13 protein-coding genes are annotated in these 20,475 nt (G+C 64.0%); 12 read left to right on the top strand and 1 reads right to left on the bottom strand.

Going from position 1 to position 20,475, the window contains the following annotated elements; all coding sequences use genetic code 11:
• Positions 1-17: 17 nt before the first annotated feature.
• On the bottom strand, positions 18-1,352 hold the full coding sequence (yegQ, locus tag G1E_RS12195) for a tRNA 5-hydroxyuridine modification protein YegQ (RefSeq protein ID WP_009684186.1): 1,335 nt from the start codon (positions 1,350-1,352) through the stop codon (positions 18-20).
• A gap of 135 nt (positions 1,353-1,487) precedes the next feature.
• On the opposite strand from yegQ, the gene G1E_RS12190 reads away from it, so the two are divergent.
• The 12 genes from G1E_RS12190 to G1E_RS12135 all read left to right on the top strand — a co-directional run bounded on the left by G1E_RS12190 (position 1,488) and on the right by G1E_RS12135 (position 20,406).
• The gene (locus tag G1E_RS12190) at positions 1,488-2,552 is read left to right on the top strand and encodes an AI-2E family transporter (RefSeq protein WP_009684185.1); all 1,065 of its coding nucleotides are present in this window, start codon (positions 1,488-1,490) and stop codon (positions 2,550-2,552) included.
• A gap of 92 nt (positions 2,553-2,644) precedes the next feature.
• On the top strand, positions 2,645-3,667 hold the full coding sequence (locus G1E_RS12185) for an AraC family transcriptional regulator (RefSeq protein ID WP_009684184.1): 1,023 nt from the start codon (positions 2,645-2,647) through the stop codon (positions 3,665-3,667).
• A gap of 67 nt (positions 3,668-3,734) precedes the next feature.
• Positions 3,735-8,234: an NEL-type E3 ubiquitin ligase domain-containing protein gene (locus G1E_RS12180; RefSeq protein ID WP_047149843.1), complete on the top strand. Its 4,500-nt coding sequence runs from the start codon at positions 3,735-3,737 to the stop codon at positions 8,232-8,234.
• Between the two features lie 98 nt (positions 8,235-8,332).
• The gene (locus tag G1E_RS12175; protein WP_009684180.1) at positions 8,333-12,826 is read left to right on the top strand and encodes an NEL-type E3 ubiquitin ligase domain-containing protein; all 4,494 of its coding nucleotides are present in this window, start codon (positions 8,333-8,335) and stop codon (positions 12,824-12,826) included.
• 157 nt (positions 12,827-12,983) lie between these two features.
• Positions 12,984-14,630, top strand: coding sequence for an AMP-binding protein (locus tag G1E_RS12170; protein ID WP_009684179.1), 1,647 nt, complete (start codon positions 12,984-12,986; stop codon positions 14,628-14,630).
• A gap of 14 nt (positions 14,631-14,644) precedes the next feature.
• Complete coding sequence (locus G1E_RS12165; protein ID WP_009684178.1) at positions 14,645-15,412, top strand: SDR family NAD(P)-dependent oxidoreductase; 768 nt, start codon at positions 14,645-14,647, stop codon at positions 15,410-15,412.
• 11 nt (positions 15,413-15,423) lie between these two features.
• Positions 15,424-16,617 carry an acetyl-CoA C-acyltransferase gene (locus G1E_RS12160; protein WP_009684177.1) on the top strand — a complete coding sequence of 398 codons (1,194 nt, stop codon included), beginning with the start codon at positions 15,424-15,426 and terminating at the stop codon, positions 16,615-16,617.
• A gap of 8 nt (positions 16,618-16,625) precedes the next feature.
• Positions 16,626-17,753: an acyl-CoA dehydrogenase gene (locus G1E_RS12155; RefSeq protein ID WP_009684176.1), complete on the top strand. Its 1,128-nt coding sequence runs from the start codon at positions 16,626-16,628 to the stop codon at positions 17,751-17,753.
• A gap of 13 nt (positions 17,754-17,766) precedes the next feature.
• The gene (locus tag G1E_RS12150) at positions 17,767-18,540 is read left to right on the top strand and encodes an enoyl-CoA hydratase (protein ID WP_009684175.1); all 774 of its coding nucleotides are present in this window, start codon (positions 17,767-17,769) and stop codon (positions 18,538-18,540) included.
• A 282-nt stretch (positions 18,541-18,822) separates the two neighbouring features.
• Positions 18,823-19,227, top strand: coding sequence for a TraR/DksA family transcriptional regulator (locus G1E_RS12145; protein ID WP_003250099.1), 405 nt, complete (start codon positions 18,823-18,825; stop codon positions 19,225-19,227).
• Between the two features lie 177 nt (positions 19,228-19,404).
• A complete protein-coding gene (locus tag G1E_RS12140) occupies positions 19,405-19,599 on the top strand; it encodes a hypothetical protein (protein ID WP_009684174.1) in 195 nt (64 codons plus the stop codon).
• A gap of 336 nt (positions 19,600-19,935) precedes the next feature.
• Positions 19,936-20,406: a hypothetical protein gene (locus tag G1E_RS12135; protein ID WP_033744322.1), complete on the top strand. Its 471-nt coding sequence runs from the start codon at positions 19,936-19,938 to the stop codon at positions 20,404-20,406.
• Positions 20,407-20,475 lie beyond the last annotated feature (69 nt).

The raw sequence follows: 20,475 nt of genomic DNA, 5'->3' as shown, positions 1-20,475 counted from the left end.
TCCATAGTACAGGATTCTCAGCGGGTGGCTGCTTCGGGGGCAAGGTCACGCATCAGCAACGCGTGGTCGAGGGCGACCTGTTCCGGAATCGGCAGGTAGACCACGTGGCCATCACCCGGCGCGATCTCGATGGCCTGCCGCTGACCGTTGCACAGGCGCTGCAAGTCGAAATGGTAGTTGCCGCGCGGGGTCATCAGCTCGAGGTGGTCGCCCACTCTGAAGCGGTTCTTCACCTTGACCTCGGCCAGGCCGTCGACGCGCACCCCGGTCAGCTCGCCAACGAACTGCTGGCGCTCGGACACCGAGTTGCCACGCTGGTAGTTCTGGTACTCGTCGTGCACGTGGCGGCGCAGAAAACCTTCGGTGTAGCCCCGTTGTGCCAGCGACTCCAGGTTGTCCATCAGCGCGCGGTCGAAGGGGCGCCCGGCCACTGCGTCATCGATTGCCTGGCGGTACGCCTGCACGGCGCGGGCGCAGTAGAAATGCGACTTGGTGCGGCCCTCGATCTTCAGCGAATGCACGCCCATGCCGACCAGGCGTTCCACGTGCTGGATGGCGCGTAGGTCCTTGGCATTCATGATGTAGGTACCGTGCTCATCTTCGAACGCCGGCATTTCGCTACCGGGGCGGTTGCTTTCCTGAAGCAGGAACACCTGGTCGGTAGGGGCGCCCAGGCCCAGGGTGGGCTGCACTTGGCGAACGATGTCGCCCACGGCGTTCTCGGTGGCGGGCGTGGCATCGTACTTCCAGCGGCAGGCGTTGGTGCAGGTGCCCTGGTTGGCATCACGCTTGTTGAGGTAACCCGACAACAGGCAGCGGCCGGAGTAGGCCATGCACAGGGCGCCATGCACGAACACTTCCAGCTCCATGCCCGGCACCTGTTGGCGGATTTCGCCGATTTCTTCCAGTGACAACTCGCGTGACAGGATCACCCGGCCAAGGCCCATGCCTTGCCAGAACTGCACGCTGGCCCAGTTTACCGTGTTGGCCTGTACCGACAGGTGCACCGGCATGTCCGGAAAATGCTGGCGCACCAGCATGATCAAACCGGGGTCGGACATGATCAGCGCGTCCGGCGCCATGGCGATCACCGGTGCCAGGTCCTTGAGGAATGTCTTCAGCTTGGCGTTGTGCGGGGCGATGTTGACCACGACGTAGAAGCGCTTGCCCAGCGCGTGGGCCTGGGCAATGCCCAGTGCCAGGTTGGTGTGGTCGAACTCGTTGTTGCGCACCCGCAAGCTGTAGCGCGGCTGGCCGGCATAGACCGCGTCGGCGCCATAGGCAAAGGCATAGCGCATGGTCTTGAGGGTGCCGGCAGGGGCCAGGAGTTCGGGCTTGCTGATCAGGGTCATGGTGCGCACCGGGGCAAAGGGCGCGGATGCTAAGGCACGGGGCTGGTGCATGTTTTGATATATATCAACGGATGTAGCGGCACTTTTGGCCAAGCGGCGCGAACTAATATCGCATACGCCATTCGAGGACCTGCAATGAACGAAACTGCCCTACAGAACAAAGCCCTCGCGGTACTCCTGGCGCTAGTGACCATCGCTTTCGTGTGGATCCTGCTGCCGTACTACGGCGCGATATTCTGGGCGGTTGTGCTGGCTATCCTGTTTGCCCCGCTGCAGCGCAACCTGGTGATGCGTTTTGGTCGCCGGCGCAACCTGGCAGCGATCACCACGACCATGATCTGCCTGCTGGTGGCGGTGCTGCCGGTGATCATCACCAGCCTGCTGCTGGTGCAGGAAGGCGCGACCCTGTACCAGCGGATCGAAAGCGGGCAACTGGACATTGCCGGTTACGTCGAACGGGGCAAGGACATGCTGCCGGCGTTCGCGCAAAACGGGCTGGACCACCTGGGCGTGGGCAACCTCGATGGTTTGCGCGACAAGATCACCAAGTGGGCGACCCAGGGCAGCCAGGTGCTGGCCAGCCAGGCCTTCAGCTTTGGCCAGGGTACGTTCGAGTTCCTGATCGGCTTTGGCATCATGATGTACCTGCTGTTCTTCTTCCTGCGTGAAGGCGCCGATGTGGCCCGCCGTGTGCGCCTGGCAGTGCCGCTGCCCGAGCACCAGAAACGCCGCTTGCAACTGAAGTTCAACCGCGTGGTGCGGGCCACGGTCAAGGGCAACGTGCTGGTGGCCGTGACCCAAGGTGCATTGGGGGGCTTCATTTTCTGGGTGCTGGATATTCCCAGTGCCTTGGTCTGGGGGGTGCTGATGGCGTTGCTGTCGCTGCTGCCGGCGGTGGGCGCGGGCATTGTCTGGGCACCCGTGGCCGTCTACTTCCTGCTGACCGGGGCGATATTGCCGGGCATCATCCTGACCGCGTTCGGGGTGCTGGTGATCGGCCTGGTGGATAACCTGCTCCGGCCGATTCTGGTAGGCAAGGACACGCGCATGCCGGACTACCTGATCCTGGTATCCACATTGGGTGGGTTGACGGTGTTCGGGCTCAACGGCTTCGTTATCGGGCCGTTGATCGCGGCGCTGTTCATGTCCAGCTGGGCGATCTTCGCCGAGGCCAAGCCACAGGTGCAATTGCCGCAGTGACGGCCGGCCATGGCAGTTGCGCGGTGTGCCCAAGGGCTGGTGTTTTCGCGCCAGCGGCCTAAGATGGCCGGTGACTGGGCCCGGAACAACCGATGAGCACGAAAGATACGATCTCCATGCAACTGGTGCGTGAGGCGCTGATGCAGACCTGCCCAGCGGGCGAAGCCAATGCCGCCCTGCTGGCGCGTGCCGGCATCGATGCCAGTTGCCTCGAGCTGCCCGAGGCGCGCGTTGCCGCGCAATCCTATGCGCGCCTGTGGCGCTTGCTGGCCCGGCGCTGCAATGACGAGTTCTTTGCCATGGACCCTCGCGGGCTGCGCACTGGCAGCCTGGCGTTCATGTGCCGTGCGAGCATGGCTCAGCCAACCCTGGGGCAGGGCCTGGAAACGGCCCTGGGCTTTCTGGCACTGATGCTCGAAGACCTGCAGCCGTGCCTGGTGCGCCAACCGGGCCTGGCCGAGATCGTTATCAACGAACCGCGCGCGGAGCCGCGCCGTGCCTTCACCTACTTCACCTTCTGGATGATCGTGCATGGCGTGGCCTGCTGGCTGGCCGGGCGGCGCATCCCCATCCTAGCGATCGACCTGCGCTGCGCCGAGCCACCGTTCTGTGATGATTACCGGGTGATGTTTTCCGAAAGCCTGCAGTTCGGCCGCCCGCGTACGCGCATGATCATCCCCGCCGATTGCCTTGGCCTGGCAGTGCGGCGCAGCGAGCAGGAATTGCAGCGTTTTCTTGCCGAAGCGCCCGCCAACATCCTGGTGCGTTACCGTGACCCGTCCAGCCTGGCGCGGCGCATTCGTACCGATCTGCTGCGCCAGGCACCTGCACAATGGCCAGCGCTGGAGCACCTGGCGCAAACGCTGTGCCTGTCTGCTTCTACGCTGCGCAGGCGCCTGGCCGAAGAGGGGCAGACCTACCAGGGGCTCAAGGACAGTGTGCGGCGCGAGCTTGCCACCACCTGGCTGGTCGGCGCCGAGCCAACCATGGGCGAAGTTGCCGAACGGCTGGGTTTTGCCGATGCCAGTTCGTTCTACAAGGCCTTTCGCAAGTGGTTTGGCTGCAACCCGGGGCAATATCGCGCGGTGGTCCAGGCTCGCCACGCTGGCAACTGATTCCGTCTGCTGCACACAGCGCCAATGCGTCAGCGTCGGGGGTTTCCAGCCAAAGGAGCACCCCTTCATGCCACAGGCACCCCTGCACCCCAAGCTCGAACGCGCGACGGATGATTTCATCAGCCAGATACTGCCTGATTGGTTGAGGCGGGCCAGCGCCTCACAAATCATGGCGCTGCGCGATGCCTATAGCGCCTACCTCACAAGCCAGGCTGAAATGTCGGCTGTACTCCGGCAGTTGCAGCCGATCGATGCGTTTGCCCGCCGCTTGCTGACGCAGGGCCTTCACCGGGAAGGCGGCGCGCTGCTGGATCTTGACCGCTTGGAATGGCGCGAGCAGCGGCGCAGGTTCAAGGTCGAGCCAGGAAAATTGCCCACGGATGAGTCCTACTTCGTGAGGGTGCCGGCGTTGCAGAGGTTGATGCAAAACTTTGCCAGCGGCGAATCCTTTTATCTGGAGACGGCACTGGTATACCCCGCAGACCCCGCTACCGACGTGCCGGAACGGGTGGCCCTCGATGATGCGGCACGGATTGTAGAGGCCTGCCGCAGTACCGATGTGGGCGCACGCTACCAGGAACACCTGGCCCGGTTGTTCACCCCTGCCTTTGAGCAAACACTGGCCACCAGCCTGCGCCGAACCTTGGCCTTGCAACTGGAGATAGCCGCCACACGCGGGCTTCTGCCGGCAGAGGATGTACAGATAGTGCGCGATATAGTGGCAGGCCGCAGAACTGCCCTTTCAAACGGCCGCACCGTGCGCTGCGGCCCGTTGCAGGTGCTGGGTTGCACGGTGCACGGGGCACTGGTGGTTGAGGTTGCCAACCACAACCAGCGGTATGCCGGCAGTGTGCAACTGGTGCTGTCGGACGATGCCCACGCTGCCTTCCGGCACTTGGTTTCCTGGCGTGTGGTGAACTTCGAGCTGGTCGAGATGTTCAAGGATCCCGCTCGGTATGCGGCGCTGGTGGAACGCATTGCCTTGCATGAGCGGGCAAGGTTCGTCGCCACCCTGGCCAAGCGGCTGGCCGATGATGAACCTGACCTGGAGCCGACCTTCGCCAACTTGCCGCAGGGACGGTTCGAAGGCCTGGCGTTACAGCAGTTGCAACGGATTCGCGAGGATGCGCGGTTCCTGGCGGTGCCCACCGCTGATGCCGATTCCAGCCAGACGCTGGCACGTGAGCACGCGTTGGCGTCGGCAGGGCTGGCACTGCTCAACCTGGCGGGGTTGTTCGTGCCGACGGTTGGCGCATTGCTGCTTGCCGACATGGTCGTGCAGACCTTGTCGGAGGTTTACGAAGGGGCCAGGCACTGGAGCCTGGGCCATCAGCATGAGGCTATCGAGCATTTGCTGGGGGTGGCGGAGAACCTGGCGGTAACGGCCGCGGTTGCCGGCGGCGCCACGGTGGTGGCGCGTGGCTTCGTGCGCAGCACTTTTGTCGATGGCCTGGAGCCCGTCACCAACGATGCAGGGCAGCAACGGCTCTGGTCGAACGACCTGACGCGTTACCAGAGCGCGCGGCCGAGCGGAACGCTGCGCGAACTGGACAATGGCCTGCTGAGCGATGGGGTTCGGCACTGGTGGTACCACGACGGTAGCTACTGGCGGGTACGGGCGCAGGGTGAGCATGGCCCTTGGCGCTTGCAGGACGTCACCGATGACACGGCCTTCGGCCCTGCCCTGGAGTGGAACGCTGAAGCCTCCTGGCAACTGGCCAGCGAACGGCCGCTGGAATGGCAAGGCGCCCAGAGGCTGCTGCAGCGCCTGTGGCCTGCATCATCATCATTGGGCTCGGCGCGCGTTGCGCAGGTGCTCAGGGTTGCCGACGTATCCGAGGAGCATTTGCGTGGCTTGCTGGTGGAGAAGCGTCCGATGCCGGTTGTGTTACGTGACACGTTGGAGCGCTTTGCTGCAGGTGAAAGAATCGAGCGTTTCTTCGCCCAGGTCGGCAGTGCGGACAGTCAGCTGTGGCAATGGTGCCTGGACGCCCTTGGCCTGCAAGCGCTGCCGCGGGATGAGCAGGTGGTGCAGGTTACCCGGCATGCGGCCAGCCTGCGCCCGCGGCTGCTGGACTACCTGGGCTGCCGCTATCTGGAGGCAGACGCCCAGGCCTGGCTCATACGCCGCGATTTTCCGGGCTTACCAGACGCCTACGTGTTGGAGGTTCTGCGGCATATCTCGACCGAGCAGCGGGTCATCCTGCGCACCCAGGCGCGCCTGCCGTTGGCGGTGGCGCAGCAGGCCCGCGAGCTGTTGCAGGTGGCCAGGCTGACGCGCATGCGTGAAGGGCTGTTTCTGGCTGGCAGCCATCACCCCGGCCTGGACGAGTTGGTGTTCTGCCTGTTGCGCGAGCACGCCAAGTGGCCGGCAACAGCGCAGGTGGAGCTGCGTGAGGGGTCGCTTGCGGGGCGTCGGCTGGCGCAACTGCCTGGGCCGGAACAAACCGCCGCCAACGTGGTGATGGTCCGGCAGGAGGGCCACTACCGCCTGTATGACGTGGCCGGTACCGAGCTACAGGCCAGCGCGCAGCGGCCGCTTGAATTCTACGAAGCGCTGCTGGCCTGCCTGCCCACGGCAGACAGGCAACGCCTGGGTTGGCAGGGCGACCAGGCGCGCAGTGCACTGCGCCTGGCCCTGCAACGCTGGCTACCGCAGGGGCGTGCTGCGCTGTTGAAATTACTGGGTGTCAGCGACGTTGGCGTGCCGCCAAACCCTGTTCGGCGCCTGCCCGATGGTCGGGTCGGCTACGTGCTCAGCGGCAGGGGCGCAGCGGGAAACTTCAGCCAGCGCGTGTTGCGTACCCGCATTCGAAGCCTCTATCCAGGTTTCAATGAAGAGGAAGTGGAGACCTTTCTGGAGCTGCTGCTGGAGCGGCCAGGTTCGGCGTTCTGCAATCTGTTGCTGCAGGAACAACAGTACCGCAGGTTCAGCGACGCGTTGACACGGTGGGTGGAGGGTACTCGCAACAGTGCCAGCCAGGCGGCGCGGCTGTCTGCTGCAGGCGAACTGCGACGCAGCTGGCGCCTGATCGGCGAGCGGATCGTCGACCAGCACGGCGAGTCTCAGGGCATGCGCCTGAGCCTGACGGGCGTACCCTTGCGCAGCCTGCCGGAGCTGCCCGCAGGCACCGATTTCAACCATCTTGCTGAACTGATACTCAGCGACCTGGCCGTGGAGCATGTGCCGGCCAGCTTCCTGCGCTGTTTCACCCAACTGCGCTGGTTGAACATGAGTGGCAATCGCCTGAGCGAGGTGCCTGCCGAGCTCAGGGACCTGTCGCACCTGACCAACCTCAGCCTGGCGGGCAACCAGATCCGCATGACGGCGGCGGGTGTTGCAACCCTCGGCAGCCTGACGCGCCTGCGTGTCCTCGATCTGAATCACAACCCCCTAGGCGCCATTGCGCTGCAGTTGGACACCTTGGGGCGCCTGCGCGAGCTGCACATGCGCGGCGCCAACTTGCAGACGGTACCTGCGCAGTTGCACCGCTGCCGGTTGCTGGAGCTCGCGGATTTGCGCGACAACCATATCGGTGCACTGCCAGAGCCGCTGCTGGAAGCGCCTGAGGCGTTGCGGCTGGCGGTGCAGTTATCGGGTAACCCGCTGTCGAATGCCGTCAGGCAGCGCATGCTGGCCGCAGGCGCAGTGGAGGCTGCCGTTGACGAGCCTTTGCTGGCCATCGCCACCGCACGCGAGCGTTGGCTGGCGTTGGTCGCGGCACCGCAGCGGGGTTTCAGTGAGGCCCGGTGGGATGGCGTTCAGCGTGAAGAAGGCAGCGATGCGTTCTTCCGGTTGCTGACGGAGCTGACCGACACGCGCGATTATCAGGTCATTCCCGATGACCTGGGGCGGCGTGTGTGGCGCATGCTGGAGGCGATGCAGAACGACACGGTGTTGCGCGAAGAACTGTTCAACCTGGCTGCCGACCCGCGAACCTGTGCCGACAGCGTCGCGAGCTGTTTCAGTGCCTTGGAAGTGCGCTTGTATCTGCGCCAGTCATTGCAACAGGCTGAACCCGTGGCCGCACGGCTCACCCGTTTGCGTGTGGCGAGGCAGCTGTTTCGTCTGGAACAGGTGGAGCGCCTGGCCCGAGAGGATGTGAAGGCGCGCCTGGCGCAAGGGCAGCATGTCGATGAAGTCGAGGTCAGCCTGGCGTATCGCACCGGCCTGGCTGAAGAGCTGGACCTGCCAGGGCAACCGAGAACGATGCAGTTCGAGACCATCGCCGCGGTCAGCCGGCAGCAACTGGCTGCAGCGGCTGCAACGGTGCGTGAAGCGGAGGCTACCGAGCAGTTGCCCCGCTTCATCGCGCAACGTGATTTCTGGCAGGAGTACCTGCGGCGCGAACAACCAGCAGCGTTCAATGCCGTGGAAGCGCCTTTCTGGGGCCGCATGGAGGAGCTGGGCGCGGAGGCGGCCAATGAAGGCGCCTACCTGCGCGATTTCGACAGGCTGGCGGAAGAGCGCAAGGCGGCGATCGAGGCGTTGCTGTTGCGTTTGACCCGCGAGGCGATGGACCTGCCCATGGGGTCGGGCAGCAGGACTGAGCGCGCTTCGGGGTGACTGCCGGGCGTTGGCGGCAGGCGATCGTTTCCTGCTGCCATCGCCGCTGGCGAAGGCGGCACAGTCGGGGGTCATGATCCCCGTCAAGGAACACTGACATGCCCTCGCAACCTGTACAACCCTGGCTCCAACACCCGGTAGAGCGCTTCATTGCCAACCGCTTGCCTGCCTGGCTAAGCAAGGCCAGCCCTGTTGGCCTTGCTGCGCTGCAGTCTGCACTGGATGCGCACCTTGCCAGCCAGCGCACACTCAGCAGTGCTACCGAACACCTGCAGCCACTGATGGCGTTTGCCGAGGCACGCCTGAACGGCGCCCTGGGCCTTGGTGTACCGCTCGATCGGCTGACCTGGCGTGAGGAGCGCCGGCGCCTGCGTGTGGACCTTGGCGGCATCCGCCAGTTCGAATCGTACTTCGTCAGGGTGCCTGCGCTGGAAAAGCTGTTACAGAACTTCAAGCCTAGGGAGTCGTTCTTCGAGCAGACCGCGCTGGTACGGCCGCCCATTGCGCCCGAGCGTGAAGAGCAAGCCCTGCCTGCAACTATCGACGCGGTCGTGGCCGCTTGCCGGGAAGCCGATGTCGGCAAGGCCTACCAGGGGCATCTGGCAGCGATCATGAACGCGGCCTTCGAACGCGACCTGGCCTTGGACAAGCGCCTGGAACTGGCGCTGGCTACAGAAATTGCCACCCTCAAGGGGCAGCTCAAGATCAATGAAGTGCGCATGCTGCGCCAACTGGGTCGTGGCGACACCCCTACGCACCCGGGCAGCCATTATGTACGGGTGGGCGGGCTGCAGGTGCTGGGTTGCCGGGTGGACGGCGCCTTGGTCATCGAATTGCTCGACTCGTGGTCGATTGCCGTCGGTGGGACAGGGAGGTTGCTGCTACTCAAGGGGGTGCTGTTGTACCTGCCAGATGATCAGGCTCGGCCACTGCAGTACTACCCTGATTGGCCCACCGCCAACCGCGCATTGGTCGCGGCAATGGCTGCTCCCCATTACCGCAGCGCGTTTGCACGGCGGATTGCGCTCAGCGAGCGTGCCGGTTACCAGGCGTTGCTCGCCACACGCCTGCAAGACGACGAGCCTGATCTGCAACCGCGCAGGCTCTCGACGTCGACGCCCATCTTCGAGCAGATGGCCGCCTGGCACATTCAGCGCATCAAGGCCGATGCCCAATACCTGGCGGTGCCCACCGAACAGGCCGATAGCGATGCTGCGGCTGAGCGGTTGCGTGCCCTGGAGGGCGTCGGCGAGGTGTTGCTCAACCTGGCCGGGTTGTTCGTGCCGGTGGTTGGCACGCTGTTGATGGCCGACATGGCTAGGCAACTGCTGGGGCAGGTGTTCGAAGGTTTCAGTGACTGGAGCCAGGGCCATCAGCACGAAGCCTTGCAGCACATGATTCAGGTGGCCACCTCGCTGGCGGTCAACGGCGCTGTGCTTGGCGGGGCCTATGCCTTGCACAGCGCCTTTGTCGGGCAACTGCACCCGGTGACCAACGAGGCGGGCCAGGCACGCTTGTGGCACGATGACCTGGCCCCTTACCGCCAGGCGCTGCCAGCAGCGCCATTGACCACGCTGGAGAACGGTCTGTTGACCGATGGCAGCGGCCATTGGTGGCGTTGCGATGAGGCATTGTACAGCGTGCGCGAGGATCGCAACGGTACCTGGCGGTTGTTGCACCGGGAGGGTCCCGATGTTTACGGGCCAGCCTTGCAAACCAATGGCGAGCGCGCCTGGCGCCTGGTGACCGAACGGCCATTGGAGTGGCAGGGCACTGCACGTCTGCTGGCGCGATTGTGGCCGGCCGCACAGTCACTTGCCCCAGAGCGATTGACGCAGATACTGAAAGTGGCCGATGTCGACGAGGTTTTTCTGCGCGGTTTGCTGGTTGAGGAGCGGCCCCTTCCGGTTCAGTTGCGCGACACCCTCGAGCGGTTTGCGGTGGATGCCAGGATCGCGACGTTTTTCCAGCAGCTCGATACCACCGTGAACGATACCGAGCTGTTGCAGTGGTGCGTGCATGAGCTGGATATCGACGCGGATACGCTGCCTGCCCAGCTCGCGCAGATCGCGTTGCATGCGCAGAGCCTGCGCGAAGGGATGTTCGAGTACTTCTCGTGTTGCCACCTCGGTGCAGACAATTTGCAAAGCCTGCTGACGCGCGACTATCCCGGCTTGCCGCACGCCTACACGCTCGACGTGCTGAGCCACGCCAGCGATGCCATGCGGGCGCAGATGGAACGCACCGGCCGGGTCCCCCTGGGCTTGGCGCAACAGGCCCGTGCCTCGTTGCAACTGGCCCGCCTGACAAGGGCGCGCGAGGCGTTCTACCTGCGCTGCAGCTATCACCCCGATGCGGTCGCGCTGGCGTTTGCCCTGCTGCGTCGGCAGGGGTTTGCGCAAAGCACGCTCAACCTTGAGTTGCGGGACCGCTCAGTGTTCGGCCCTTTGCAGGAACGGTTGCTGCCCCAGGCGGGCAGCCAGCAGACGCTGGTCATGGTCTGGCGCGACGGGGCCTTTACCCTGTATGACGAACAGGGCCTGCCTGCCGAACGGGAGGTGGCAGAACCCGCTGGGCTGTTCGAGGTCCTGGCGGCGTGCCTGCCGAGCGCGTCTCGCCAGCGCCTGGGTACCACAGGAGTGTCTGCTGCCGACAGCTTGCGCCTGGCCCTGCAAGGCGCGATACCCGAGCGTTCCTCGGACCTGCTGAAGCTGCTTGGGTGGCGTGAAGCGCGGGCGCTGGGCACCTCGATGCGACGCTTGCCTGACGGGCGCCTGGGTTACCTGCTCGGCGGCGGCGCCAGCAGGCTACCTTCCGCATCGTCAATCGAGCAGATGTTGCGCAACCGCCTGCGTGGGCTTTACCCGTCGTTCAGTGATGACGATGTCGATCGTTACCTGGGGATCATGGTGGAGATCGACGGCTCGCCCTTCGACAGCCTGTTGTTGCAGGAACAGGAATTCCGGCGCCTTAACGAAGAGCTGCAGCGCTGGATGTTCCGCGTCATGGGCCCGGCCCGGCATGCGCGCCGGCGGTTGGCCTCTGCATTGCTTCGCGCCTGGCGGCTGGAAGGTGAGCGGGTGTTCGATGCGCAAAACAACCCGGTCGGCCTGCGGCTGCACGTGGCTGACATGGCGGTAGGGGAGTTGCCGACGTTGCCGCAGGGCAGCAGCTTTGGCCATGTGGCAGAACTGACACTGGCAGGTTTGCACGTTCCTGCGCTGCCCCCTGGTTTCCTGAGCTGCTTCCGGCACCTGCGCACGCTCGACCTGAGCGACAATGCCTTGCGTGAGCTACCCGAGGGCCTTGAAGGGATGCCCGAGCTGAACCAGCTGATACTGCGCAACAACCGCATCCGCCCCAGCGCCGGGCAGGTGGCTGCGTTGTTGCGCTGCGTCAATTTGCGCCGGCTGGACCTGAACGACAACCCGCTGGGCGCTCTACAGTTGGATGTGTCTGGGCTGCGCCGGCTGCAGCGGCTGCGCTTGCGGCGTACCGGGCTGACCAGCATGCCTTCAGGCCTGCAATGGTGCGCGCGCCTGGAGTATGCCGATCTGCGCGACAACCAGATTGCCGAGCTGCCTCAGGCATTGCTCGACGCCCCGGCGTCGGTGAGGCAAGTCGTGGACGTGGAAGGCAACGCGCTGCCCACTGCGTTGCGCGAGCAACTGTATGCACCTGAAATCGTGCCCGTCTCGCTCATGCTTGGCGAAGGTGCAGAAGAGCAGGCCATGCACGCATGGCTGGGTACGCGCGCAGAGGCTGACCAGGCCCGATGCCGCGAGCAGTGGCGGGCCTTGCGCAGCGAACCGGGCAGTGATGCGTTCTTCGAACTGCTGGTGGGGATGACCCAGAGTGCCGAGTTCCGCCTTGCGCCTGAACAACTGGGCGCCAGGGTGTGGACCCTGGTCGAGGCGCTGTCGGTGGACCGGGACCTGCGCGAAGCCTTGTTCGCGCTGGCCGACGAGCCACGTGCCTGCGCCGACAATCTCGCCAATTGCTTCAGCAACCTGGAGGTCCGGTACCAGGTGCTGCACGCCACCCAAGGCGGTGAGCCTGTGGCTACCGGTGATGCGCGGCTGTTGCTGGCACGGCGCCTGTACCGCCTTGACACCGTACTGGCACTGGCCAGGGCGGACATCAACAGCCGCTACGCGGATGGCCGTTGGCAACGCGGCGATCATGCCGAAGAGGAAGTCGAGGTCAGCCTGGCCTACCGCACAGGGCTGGCTGAACGCTTGAACCTGATAGGCCAGCCACGGTACATGCTGTTCGGTGCGTTGGCCGTGGTCTCTGAAGCCGACCTGGAGCGTGCCTGCAATGCAGTGCTGGCAGGGGAGGCGAGTGAAGACATCACGCGCTACATCAGCCAGCGGGATTTCTGGATTGACGTGTTGCGCGTCGAACACCCACAGGACTTCGCCCTGATCCAGCAGCAATTCGAGCAGGCCATGGAGGCGCTGGAAGAGCGTATGCAGCAGTTGGGCAGTGGTGCCTACGATGCCCAGGCCCGAACGCTGATGCGCAACCGCCAGGAGGCGCTGGAAGCCTTGGCCCTGCGCTTGACCCGGGAACGTCTGAACAGGGCTTGACCCGTCGTAGGGTAGCGCGCGAGCGCATTGCACTGCCTGCGCACGGCCAAACCGGTCACCCAGATTGACAGCTTTGGCCATTGCCGCGGGTGACGCGCGGCGCGAACATCGTCGGACCGATGGTTAACTCCAAAAACAACAAACCAGGAGTCCGACGATGCGTGATTACGCCGAGGCTGTTCGCCTGTTCGAGCTTGGCAATACCGTAGCTGGGGCACTGCACGGCAACCTAGAAACCCTTAACGCGTGTGTCGAGTGCTGTGACCGCCACGTGGGCGGTGGCAAGGTGGCACTGCTGCATGTCGATCGCGATGGCCAGACTGCCCGTTACAGCTTCGAGCAATTGCAAATGCTGGCCGCCCGGTTCGCCAATGTGCTCAAGGCGCAAGGTGTGCAGGCGGGCGATAGGGTGGCGGGGCTGTTGCCACGCACCCCCGAGTTGCTGGTCAGCATCCTGGCCACCTGGCGCATCGGAGCGGTGTACCAGCCCTTGTTCACCGCCTTCGGGCCCAAGGCCATCGAGCACCGTCTTGAACAGTCCCGCGCCCGTGTCGTTGTCACAGACAGCGTCAACCGGGGCAAGCTGGACGATGTACACGCCTGCCCGACGGTCATCACGGTGAACGCCCGCAGTGGCGAACTGGATTTCCAGCAGTGCCTGGCCGGCGCCGCGCCTGAATGCGAGCCTGTGATGCGCTCGGGCGACGACCCGTTCCTGCTGATGTTCACGTCCGGTACCACCGGCCCGGCCAAGCCGCTGGAAGTACCGTTGCGTGCCATCGTCGCCTTCCAGGGCTACATGCGCGATGCCATCGACCTGCGCCGCGAAGACAACTTCTGGAACCTGGCCGACCCCGGCTGGGCCTATGGCTTGTACTACGCCGTCACCGGGCCGCTGTCCCTGGGGCATGCCACCACCTTCTACGATGGCCCGTTCAGTGTCGAAAGCTGTGTGCGGGTGATCGAAACGCTGGGCATCACCAACCTGGCCGGCTCGCCCACCGCTTACCGTTTGCTGATCGCGGCCGGCGATGCCTTCGCGGCACCGATCAAAGGCCGCCTGCGCGTTGTCAGCAGTGCCGGTGAGCCGCTGAACCCGGAAGTGATTCGCTGGTTTGCCGACGAATTGGGGGTGACCATCCACGACCACTACGGGCAGACCGAACTGGGCATGGTGCTGTGCAACCATCATGGCCTGCAGCACCCGGTGCACCCGGGCTCGGCCGGCTTCGCCATCCCGGGCCATCGGATCGTGGTGCTGGACGAGCAGGGGCGCGAGCTGCCGGCCGGCGAGCCGGGCATTCTCGCGGTCGACCGCGAGCGGTCGCCGCTATGCTGGTTCGCTGGCTACCAGGGTTTGCCGACCAAGGCCTTCGTCGGCAAGTACTACCTGAGCGGCGATACCGTCGAGTTGAACCGCAACGGCAGCATCAGCTTCGTCGGGCGTAGTGACGATGTGATCACCACCTCTGGTTACCGTGTTGGCCCTTTCGACGTGGAAAGCGCGTTGATCGAACACCCGGCAGTGATCGAGGCTGCGGTGATCGGCAAGCCGGATCCGGAGCGCACCGAGTTGATCAAGGCGTTCGTGGTGTTGGCCAGCGGCTATCACGGCAATGCCGAACTTGAAGAGGCACTGCGTCAGCATGTGCGTCAGCGCCTGTACGCGCACGCCTACCCCCGCGAAATCGAATTCGTCAGCGACCTGCCCAAGACCCCGAGCGGCAAGCTGCAACGCTTCATCCTACGCAATCAGGAAGTCGCCAAACAACAAGCGCAGCAGGCCACCCCTGCCAGCGCCTGAAAGGAAAACCGACCATGCAAATAGCGAACAAACACTTCATCGTCAGCGGCGCAGCATCCGGGCTGGGCGCTGCCACAGCGCAGATGCTGGTGGAGGCGGGTGCCAAGGTCATGCTGGTTGACCTCAATGCCCAGGCCGTTGAGGCCAAGGCGCGTGAACTGGGCGAGCATGCCTGTTTCGCGGTGGCGGACATCAGCGACGAGCAGGCTGCCCAGGCAGCAGTCGATGCAACCGTCAGTGCGTTCGGTAGCCTCCACGGGCTGATCAACTGCGCCGGTATCGTAGGCGCCGAGAAAGTGCTGGGCAAACAGGGGCCGCATGGCCTGGCCAGCTTCGCCAAGGTGATCAACGTCAACCTGGTCGGCAGCTTCAACCTGCTGCGCCTGGCTGCCGCCGCCATGGCTGAAGGCGTTGCCGGCGAGGATGGCGAGCGTGGCGTGATCATCAACACCGCCTCCATCGCGGCGTATGATGGCCAGATCGGCCAGGCGGCCTATGCCGCGTCCAAGGGCGCCATCGCCAGCCTGACCTTGCCGGTAGCCCGCGAACTGGCCCGTTTCGGTATCCGTGTGATGACGATCGCCCCGGGCATCTTCGAAACACCGATGATGGCCGGCATGAGCGAAGACGTACGCGCTTCCCTCGCCGCTGGGGTGCCGTTCCCGCCACGCCTGGGCCGCCCGCAGGAATATGCCGCGCTGGCGCGGCACATCATCGAGAACAGCATGCTCAACGGTGAGGTGATCCGCCTCGACGGTGCGTTGCGCATGGCTGCTAAATAAGGAGGATGACCATGACCCTCAGCAATGACCCGATTGTGATCGTCAGCGCCGTGCGCACGCCCATGGGCGGCCTGCAAGGCGACCTCAAGAGCCTGACCGCGCCGCAACTGGGCAGTGCCGCCATCCGTGGCGCAGTCGAGCGCGCCGGCATCGATGCCGCCAGTGTCGAGCAGGTGCTGTTCGGCTGCGTCCTGCCGGCCGGCCAGGGCCAGGCCCCGGCGCGTCAGGCGGCGCTGGGTGCCGGGTTGGACAAGCACACCACCTGCACCACCCTGAACAAGATGTGCGGTTCGGGCATGCAGGCCGCGATCATGGCCCATGACCTGCTGCTGGCCGGCACCGCCGAGGTGGTGGTGGCCGGTGGCATGGAAAGCATGACCAACGCCCCCTACCTGCTGGACAAGGCCCGCGGTGGTTACCGCATGGGCCATGGCAAGATCATCGACCACATGTTCATGGATGGCCTGGAAGATGCCTACGACAAGGGCCGCCTGATGGGCACCTTTGCTGAAGACTGTGCCCAGGCCAACGGCTTCAGCCGCGAGGCCCAGGACCAGTTTGCCATCGCCTCGCTGACCCGCGCCCAGGACGCGATCAAGCGTGGCCGTTTTGCCGCCGAGATCATTCCGGTGGAGGTCACCGAGGGTAAGCAAACGCGCGTCATCAAGGACGACGAACAGCCGCCGAAGGCGCGGCTGGACAAGATTGCGCAGCTCAAGCCGGCCTTCCGTGAAGGCGGTACGGTGACCGCGGCCAACGCCAGTTCGATCTCCGATGGGGCTGCGGCGCTGGTGCTGATGCGCCGCTCCCAAGCCGACAAGCGGGGGCTCAAGCCTTTGGCGGTGATTCACGGGCATTCGGCCTTCGCCGATACCCCGGCCTTGTTCCCCACTGCGCCCATCGGTGCTATCGACAAGCTGCTTGTGCGCACGGGCTGGAAACTGGCCGAGGTCGACCTGTTCGAGGTCAACGAAGCCTTCGCCGTGGTCACCCTGGCGGCCATGAAACACCTCGACCTGCCCCATGACAAGGTCAACATCCACGGTGGCGCCTGTGCCCTCGGCCACCCGATCGGGGCATCCGGGGCACGCATCCTGGTGACCTTGCTGTCGGCCCTGCGCCAGAACAACCTGCGCCGGGGTATAGCGGCCATCTGCATCGGTGGTGGCGAAGCCACGGCCATGGCGGTCGAATGCCTGTACTGAGGTGAACCATGCTGGTAACTGACGAGCAACAACAGATTTGCGACGCGGTCCGTGCTTTCGCCCAGGAGCGCCTCAAGCCGTTCGCAGAGCAGTGGGACAAGGCGCACCGCTTCCCCAGGGAGGCGATCGACGAAATGGCCGAGCTGGGCCTGTTCGGCATGCTGGTGCCGGAAGCCTGGGGTGGCAGCGACACCGGCTACGTGGCCTATGCCATGGCCCTGGAGGAGATTGCTGCAGGTGATGGCGCATGCTCGACCATCATGAGCGTACACAACTCAGTGGGCTGCGTGCCGATCCTGCACTTTGGCAGCGAGCAGCAGAAAGCGCAGTTCCTGGCGCCGCTGGCCAGCGGCGCGATGCTCGGTGGTTTCGCCCTGACCGAACCCCAGGCGGGTTCTGACGCCAGCAGCCTGAAGACCCGCGCCCGTCTGGATGGCGACCATTACGTGCTCAATGGCAGTAAGCAATTCATCACTTCCGGCCAGAACGCCGGAGTAGTGATCGTGTTTGCCGTAACCGACCCGGATGCCGGCAAGCGCGGCATCAGCGCCTTCATCGTGCCCACCGATTCACCCGGCTACCAGGTGGCACGGGTAGAGGACAAACTCGGCCAGCATGCTTCCGACACCTGCCAGATCGTCTTCGACAATGTGCGGGTGCCGGTGGCCAACCGGCTGGGGGCCGAGGGTGAGGGCTACAAGATCGCCCTGGCCAACCTTGAAGGTGGCCGTATCGGTATTGCTTCCCAGGCGGTGGGCATGGCCCGGGCCGCGTTTGAAGTGGCGCGTGAGTACGCCAACGAGCGGCAAAGCTTCGGCAAGGCGTTGGTCGAGCACCAGGCGGTGGCGTTCCGCCTGGCTGATATGGCGACCCAGATCGCGGTGGCCCGGCAGATGGTGTTGCACGCCGCTGCGCTACGCGATGCCGGGCGCCCAGCCCTGGTGGAAGCATCAATGGCCAAGCTGTTTGCCTCGGAAATGGCCGAAAAGGTCTGTTCGCACGCCTTGCAGACCCTGGGCGGTTATGGCTATCTGAGCGACTTCCCCCTGGAGCGGATTTACCGCGACGTTCGGGTTTGCCAGATTTACGAAGGCACCAGCGACATTCAGCGCATGGTCATTGCGCGCAACCTATGAAGGAGCAGATTGCATGGCATTCGAAACCATCCTGTTGGATATCCATGGCAAGGTCGGCCTGATCACCCTCAACCGGCCGCAGGCGCTGAACGCGCTGAACGCGCAGATCGTCGGCGAAATCAACCAGGCCCTCGATCAGCTGGAGCGCGATGCCAATATTGGCTGCGTGGTGCTGACCGGCTCGGCGAAGGCGTTTGCCGCGGGTGCCGACATCAAGGAAATGGCCGAGCTGCAATACCCGCAGATCTACGTCGATGACCTGTTCAGCGATGCCGACCGTATCGCCAACCGCCGCAAACCGATCATTGCTGCGGTGTCCGGCTTTGCCCTGGGCGGCGGCTGTGAGCTGGCGATGATGTGCGATTTCATCCTCGCCGCCGACAATGCCAAATTCGGCCAACCGGAAATCAACCTTGGCGTACTGCCGGGCATGGGCGGCACGCAGCGCCTGACACGGGCGGTGGGCAAGGCCAAGGCGATGGAGCTGTGCCTGACCGGTCGCCTGATGGGCGCTGAAGAGGCGGAGCGGGCCGGGCTGGTGGCGCGGATCGTGCCGCAGGCCGACCTGGTGGAGGAGGCACTGAAAGTTGCGGCGACCATCGCCAGCAAGTCGATTCCGGTGAGCATGATGGTGAAGGAAAGCGTCAACCGGGCGTTTGAAGTTACCCTAAGCGAGGGTGTGCGGTTTGAACGCCGTGTATTCCACGCGGCTTTCGCCACCGAGGACCAGAAAGAAGGCATGGCCGCTTTCATTGCCAAGCGTGAGGCACAGTTCAACGACCGTTGATTGAAGTGTGTGACCAACTGTTCGCGCCTGGGCGGCTCCGACCCGCTCGGCGCGCAACCCATCTGGGCACTGGCCCCAGCTGCCAGCTCGACACCGACCAGCGGATTCTGGTGCCGGAAAGCAAATTCGCAGCCTTTTGCAGTTGCTCCACGCGACGTGGCGCCTTAGACTGCCGCCCCCTGTAAAAGAGTGCCGATTGGCGCTTGAAGAATTCCGTTGCCGATGCCGAGGCGTCGGCGGCACCTGAATCGCCCAAATGCACATTTTTTCATAGAGAAATCGATGACCAAGGAACAGTTGCTGGCCATGTCGGCCGATGACTACATGAACGCCGACCAGCTCGCCTTCTTCACTGAGCTGCTGCAGGCGATGAAAGTCGAAACCCATGAACGCATCGAGCTCAGCCGCACCACCATCGAAGGCCTGGACACGCCGTCGGACCCAGCCGACGTGGCTTCGGTCGAAGAAGAGCGCAGCTGGCTGGTGAATGCCATCGACCGCGACCAGCGCCTGCTGCCTCAGCTGGAAATGGCCCTGGACCGTATTGCCGACGAAAGCTTCGGCTGGTGCGACGACAGCGGTGAGCCCATCGGCCTGAAGCGTCTGCTGATCAGCCCGACCACCAAATACTGCATCGAAGCCCAAGAGCGCCACGAGCAGCTCGACCGCCACCAGCGCCAGGTGTAACCCCTCGCGCGGTGCCGAGCCCCACGGAGCGATCCCTGGGGCTTTTTGCGTTTGTTGTCGCCCCGTTTTTGTTGCTGCAGGCGTAACACAGCTGTACCGGGCGGCGCTGTTTCATCCTTGGGCGCAGGCGTATCATGGCTATATCGTTAGGGTGCTACTTAAATTCCGGAGGGAATGATGCATAGCCGAGTCGATGTGGCCGTGATGATCGGTTCAAGTGTGCCCGCCACAATGCAGGCACTGGGCAGGCCTGTCTGCTGGGTGGTGCTGGTCAACGGTGAGCGGCGCGGTACCGCTTTTGCCACGCGCGAGGAAGCGTTGGAGTGCCAGGCTGCCTGGCAGCAACAACTGAAGAAAGGGCTCGCCGCCTGAAAATGTTGTTTGCCTCTCGACGGGTTTCAGTGTTTTCGGGCATATTTGTCCTACAGTAATGCGCACCAGGGTTTGCCTTCTTGCAGGCTCACGCCCTGGCCGTGTTTTCTGGCGAGTGATCTCAGGCATCACGTTTCCCGTGCCGGGAATGGGCCAAACGCCTTCGGTTGAAGGCGAATCTGGCAAACCAGAGTAAAGTTTCCTGCGCGCTGCATCGTCGGCGGGCACAGACATTTCGTATATCGCTTTATTACTCTTTTCGCCTATCGATAAGACAGGGCCGTGCCTCCCCGAGCTTGGGTGAGGGCGGGTTGTAACCGGTTGAGGATTACTTCATTGGCAGTCAGCACACTTGATACCCATGCGTTGTTCGCCCTCGGCGACTTGCGCGGTAAATTGGCCCAACTGTTCCAGGGCCGCTTCATTTATGTAACCGAACAGAATCCCGAAGGCCTGTACATGGCCGAAATCGACACAGAAAGTGCGTTGGTGGTAGACGATAAACAGCGCCTGGAACTGAAAGTTGGCGACCATTTCCGCGCTGCCGTATTGCCCAGCCGCGAGGGCGGCAAGTTGGAAATGCGCTTTCGGGAAATCAAGTTGAATGTCTATGGCGTGGGTGATTACGCTTTCGTTTCCGTGCCGGAAGGCGAGGGCATCGTGTTTCGCGAAGGCCAAGGGGTCATGTTGGTATTCGCCGCGCAGCAGCAGATACAGGAAGGCCTGGGCAAGTTGCTGAAGGCGGTAACCGGCAAAGTTGCCAAATGGCGCAAGGGCGAGCTGACCACCTTCAAGGCCAGTGAATGACTGCAACTGATGATGCGCCCGCCAGCCGGGCAGAGTTTCATCGGCAGCATCATGCGGCTGCCCCAGCCC

Source organism: Pseudomonas sp. TJI-51 (assembly GCF_000190455.2).
Lineage (GTDB): Bacteria > Pseudomonadota > Gammaproteobacteria > Pseudomonadales > Pseudomonadaceae > Aquipseudomonas > Aquipseudomonas juntendi.
Note: the sequence above shows the minus strand (reverse complement) of the source record. Positions and strands in the feature narration are given on the sequence as shown.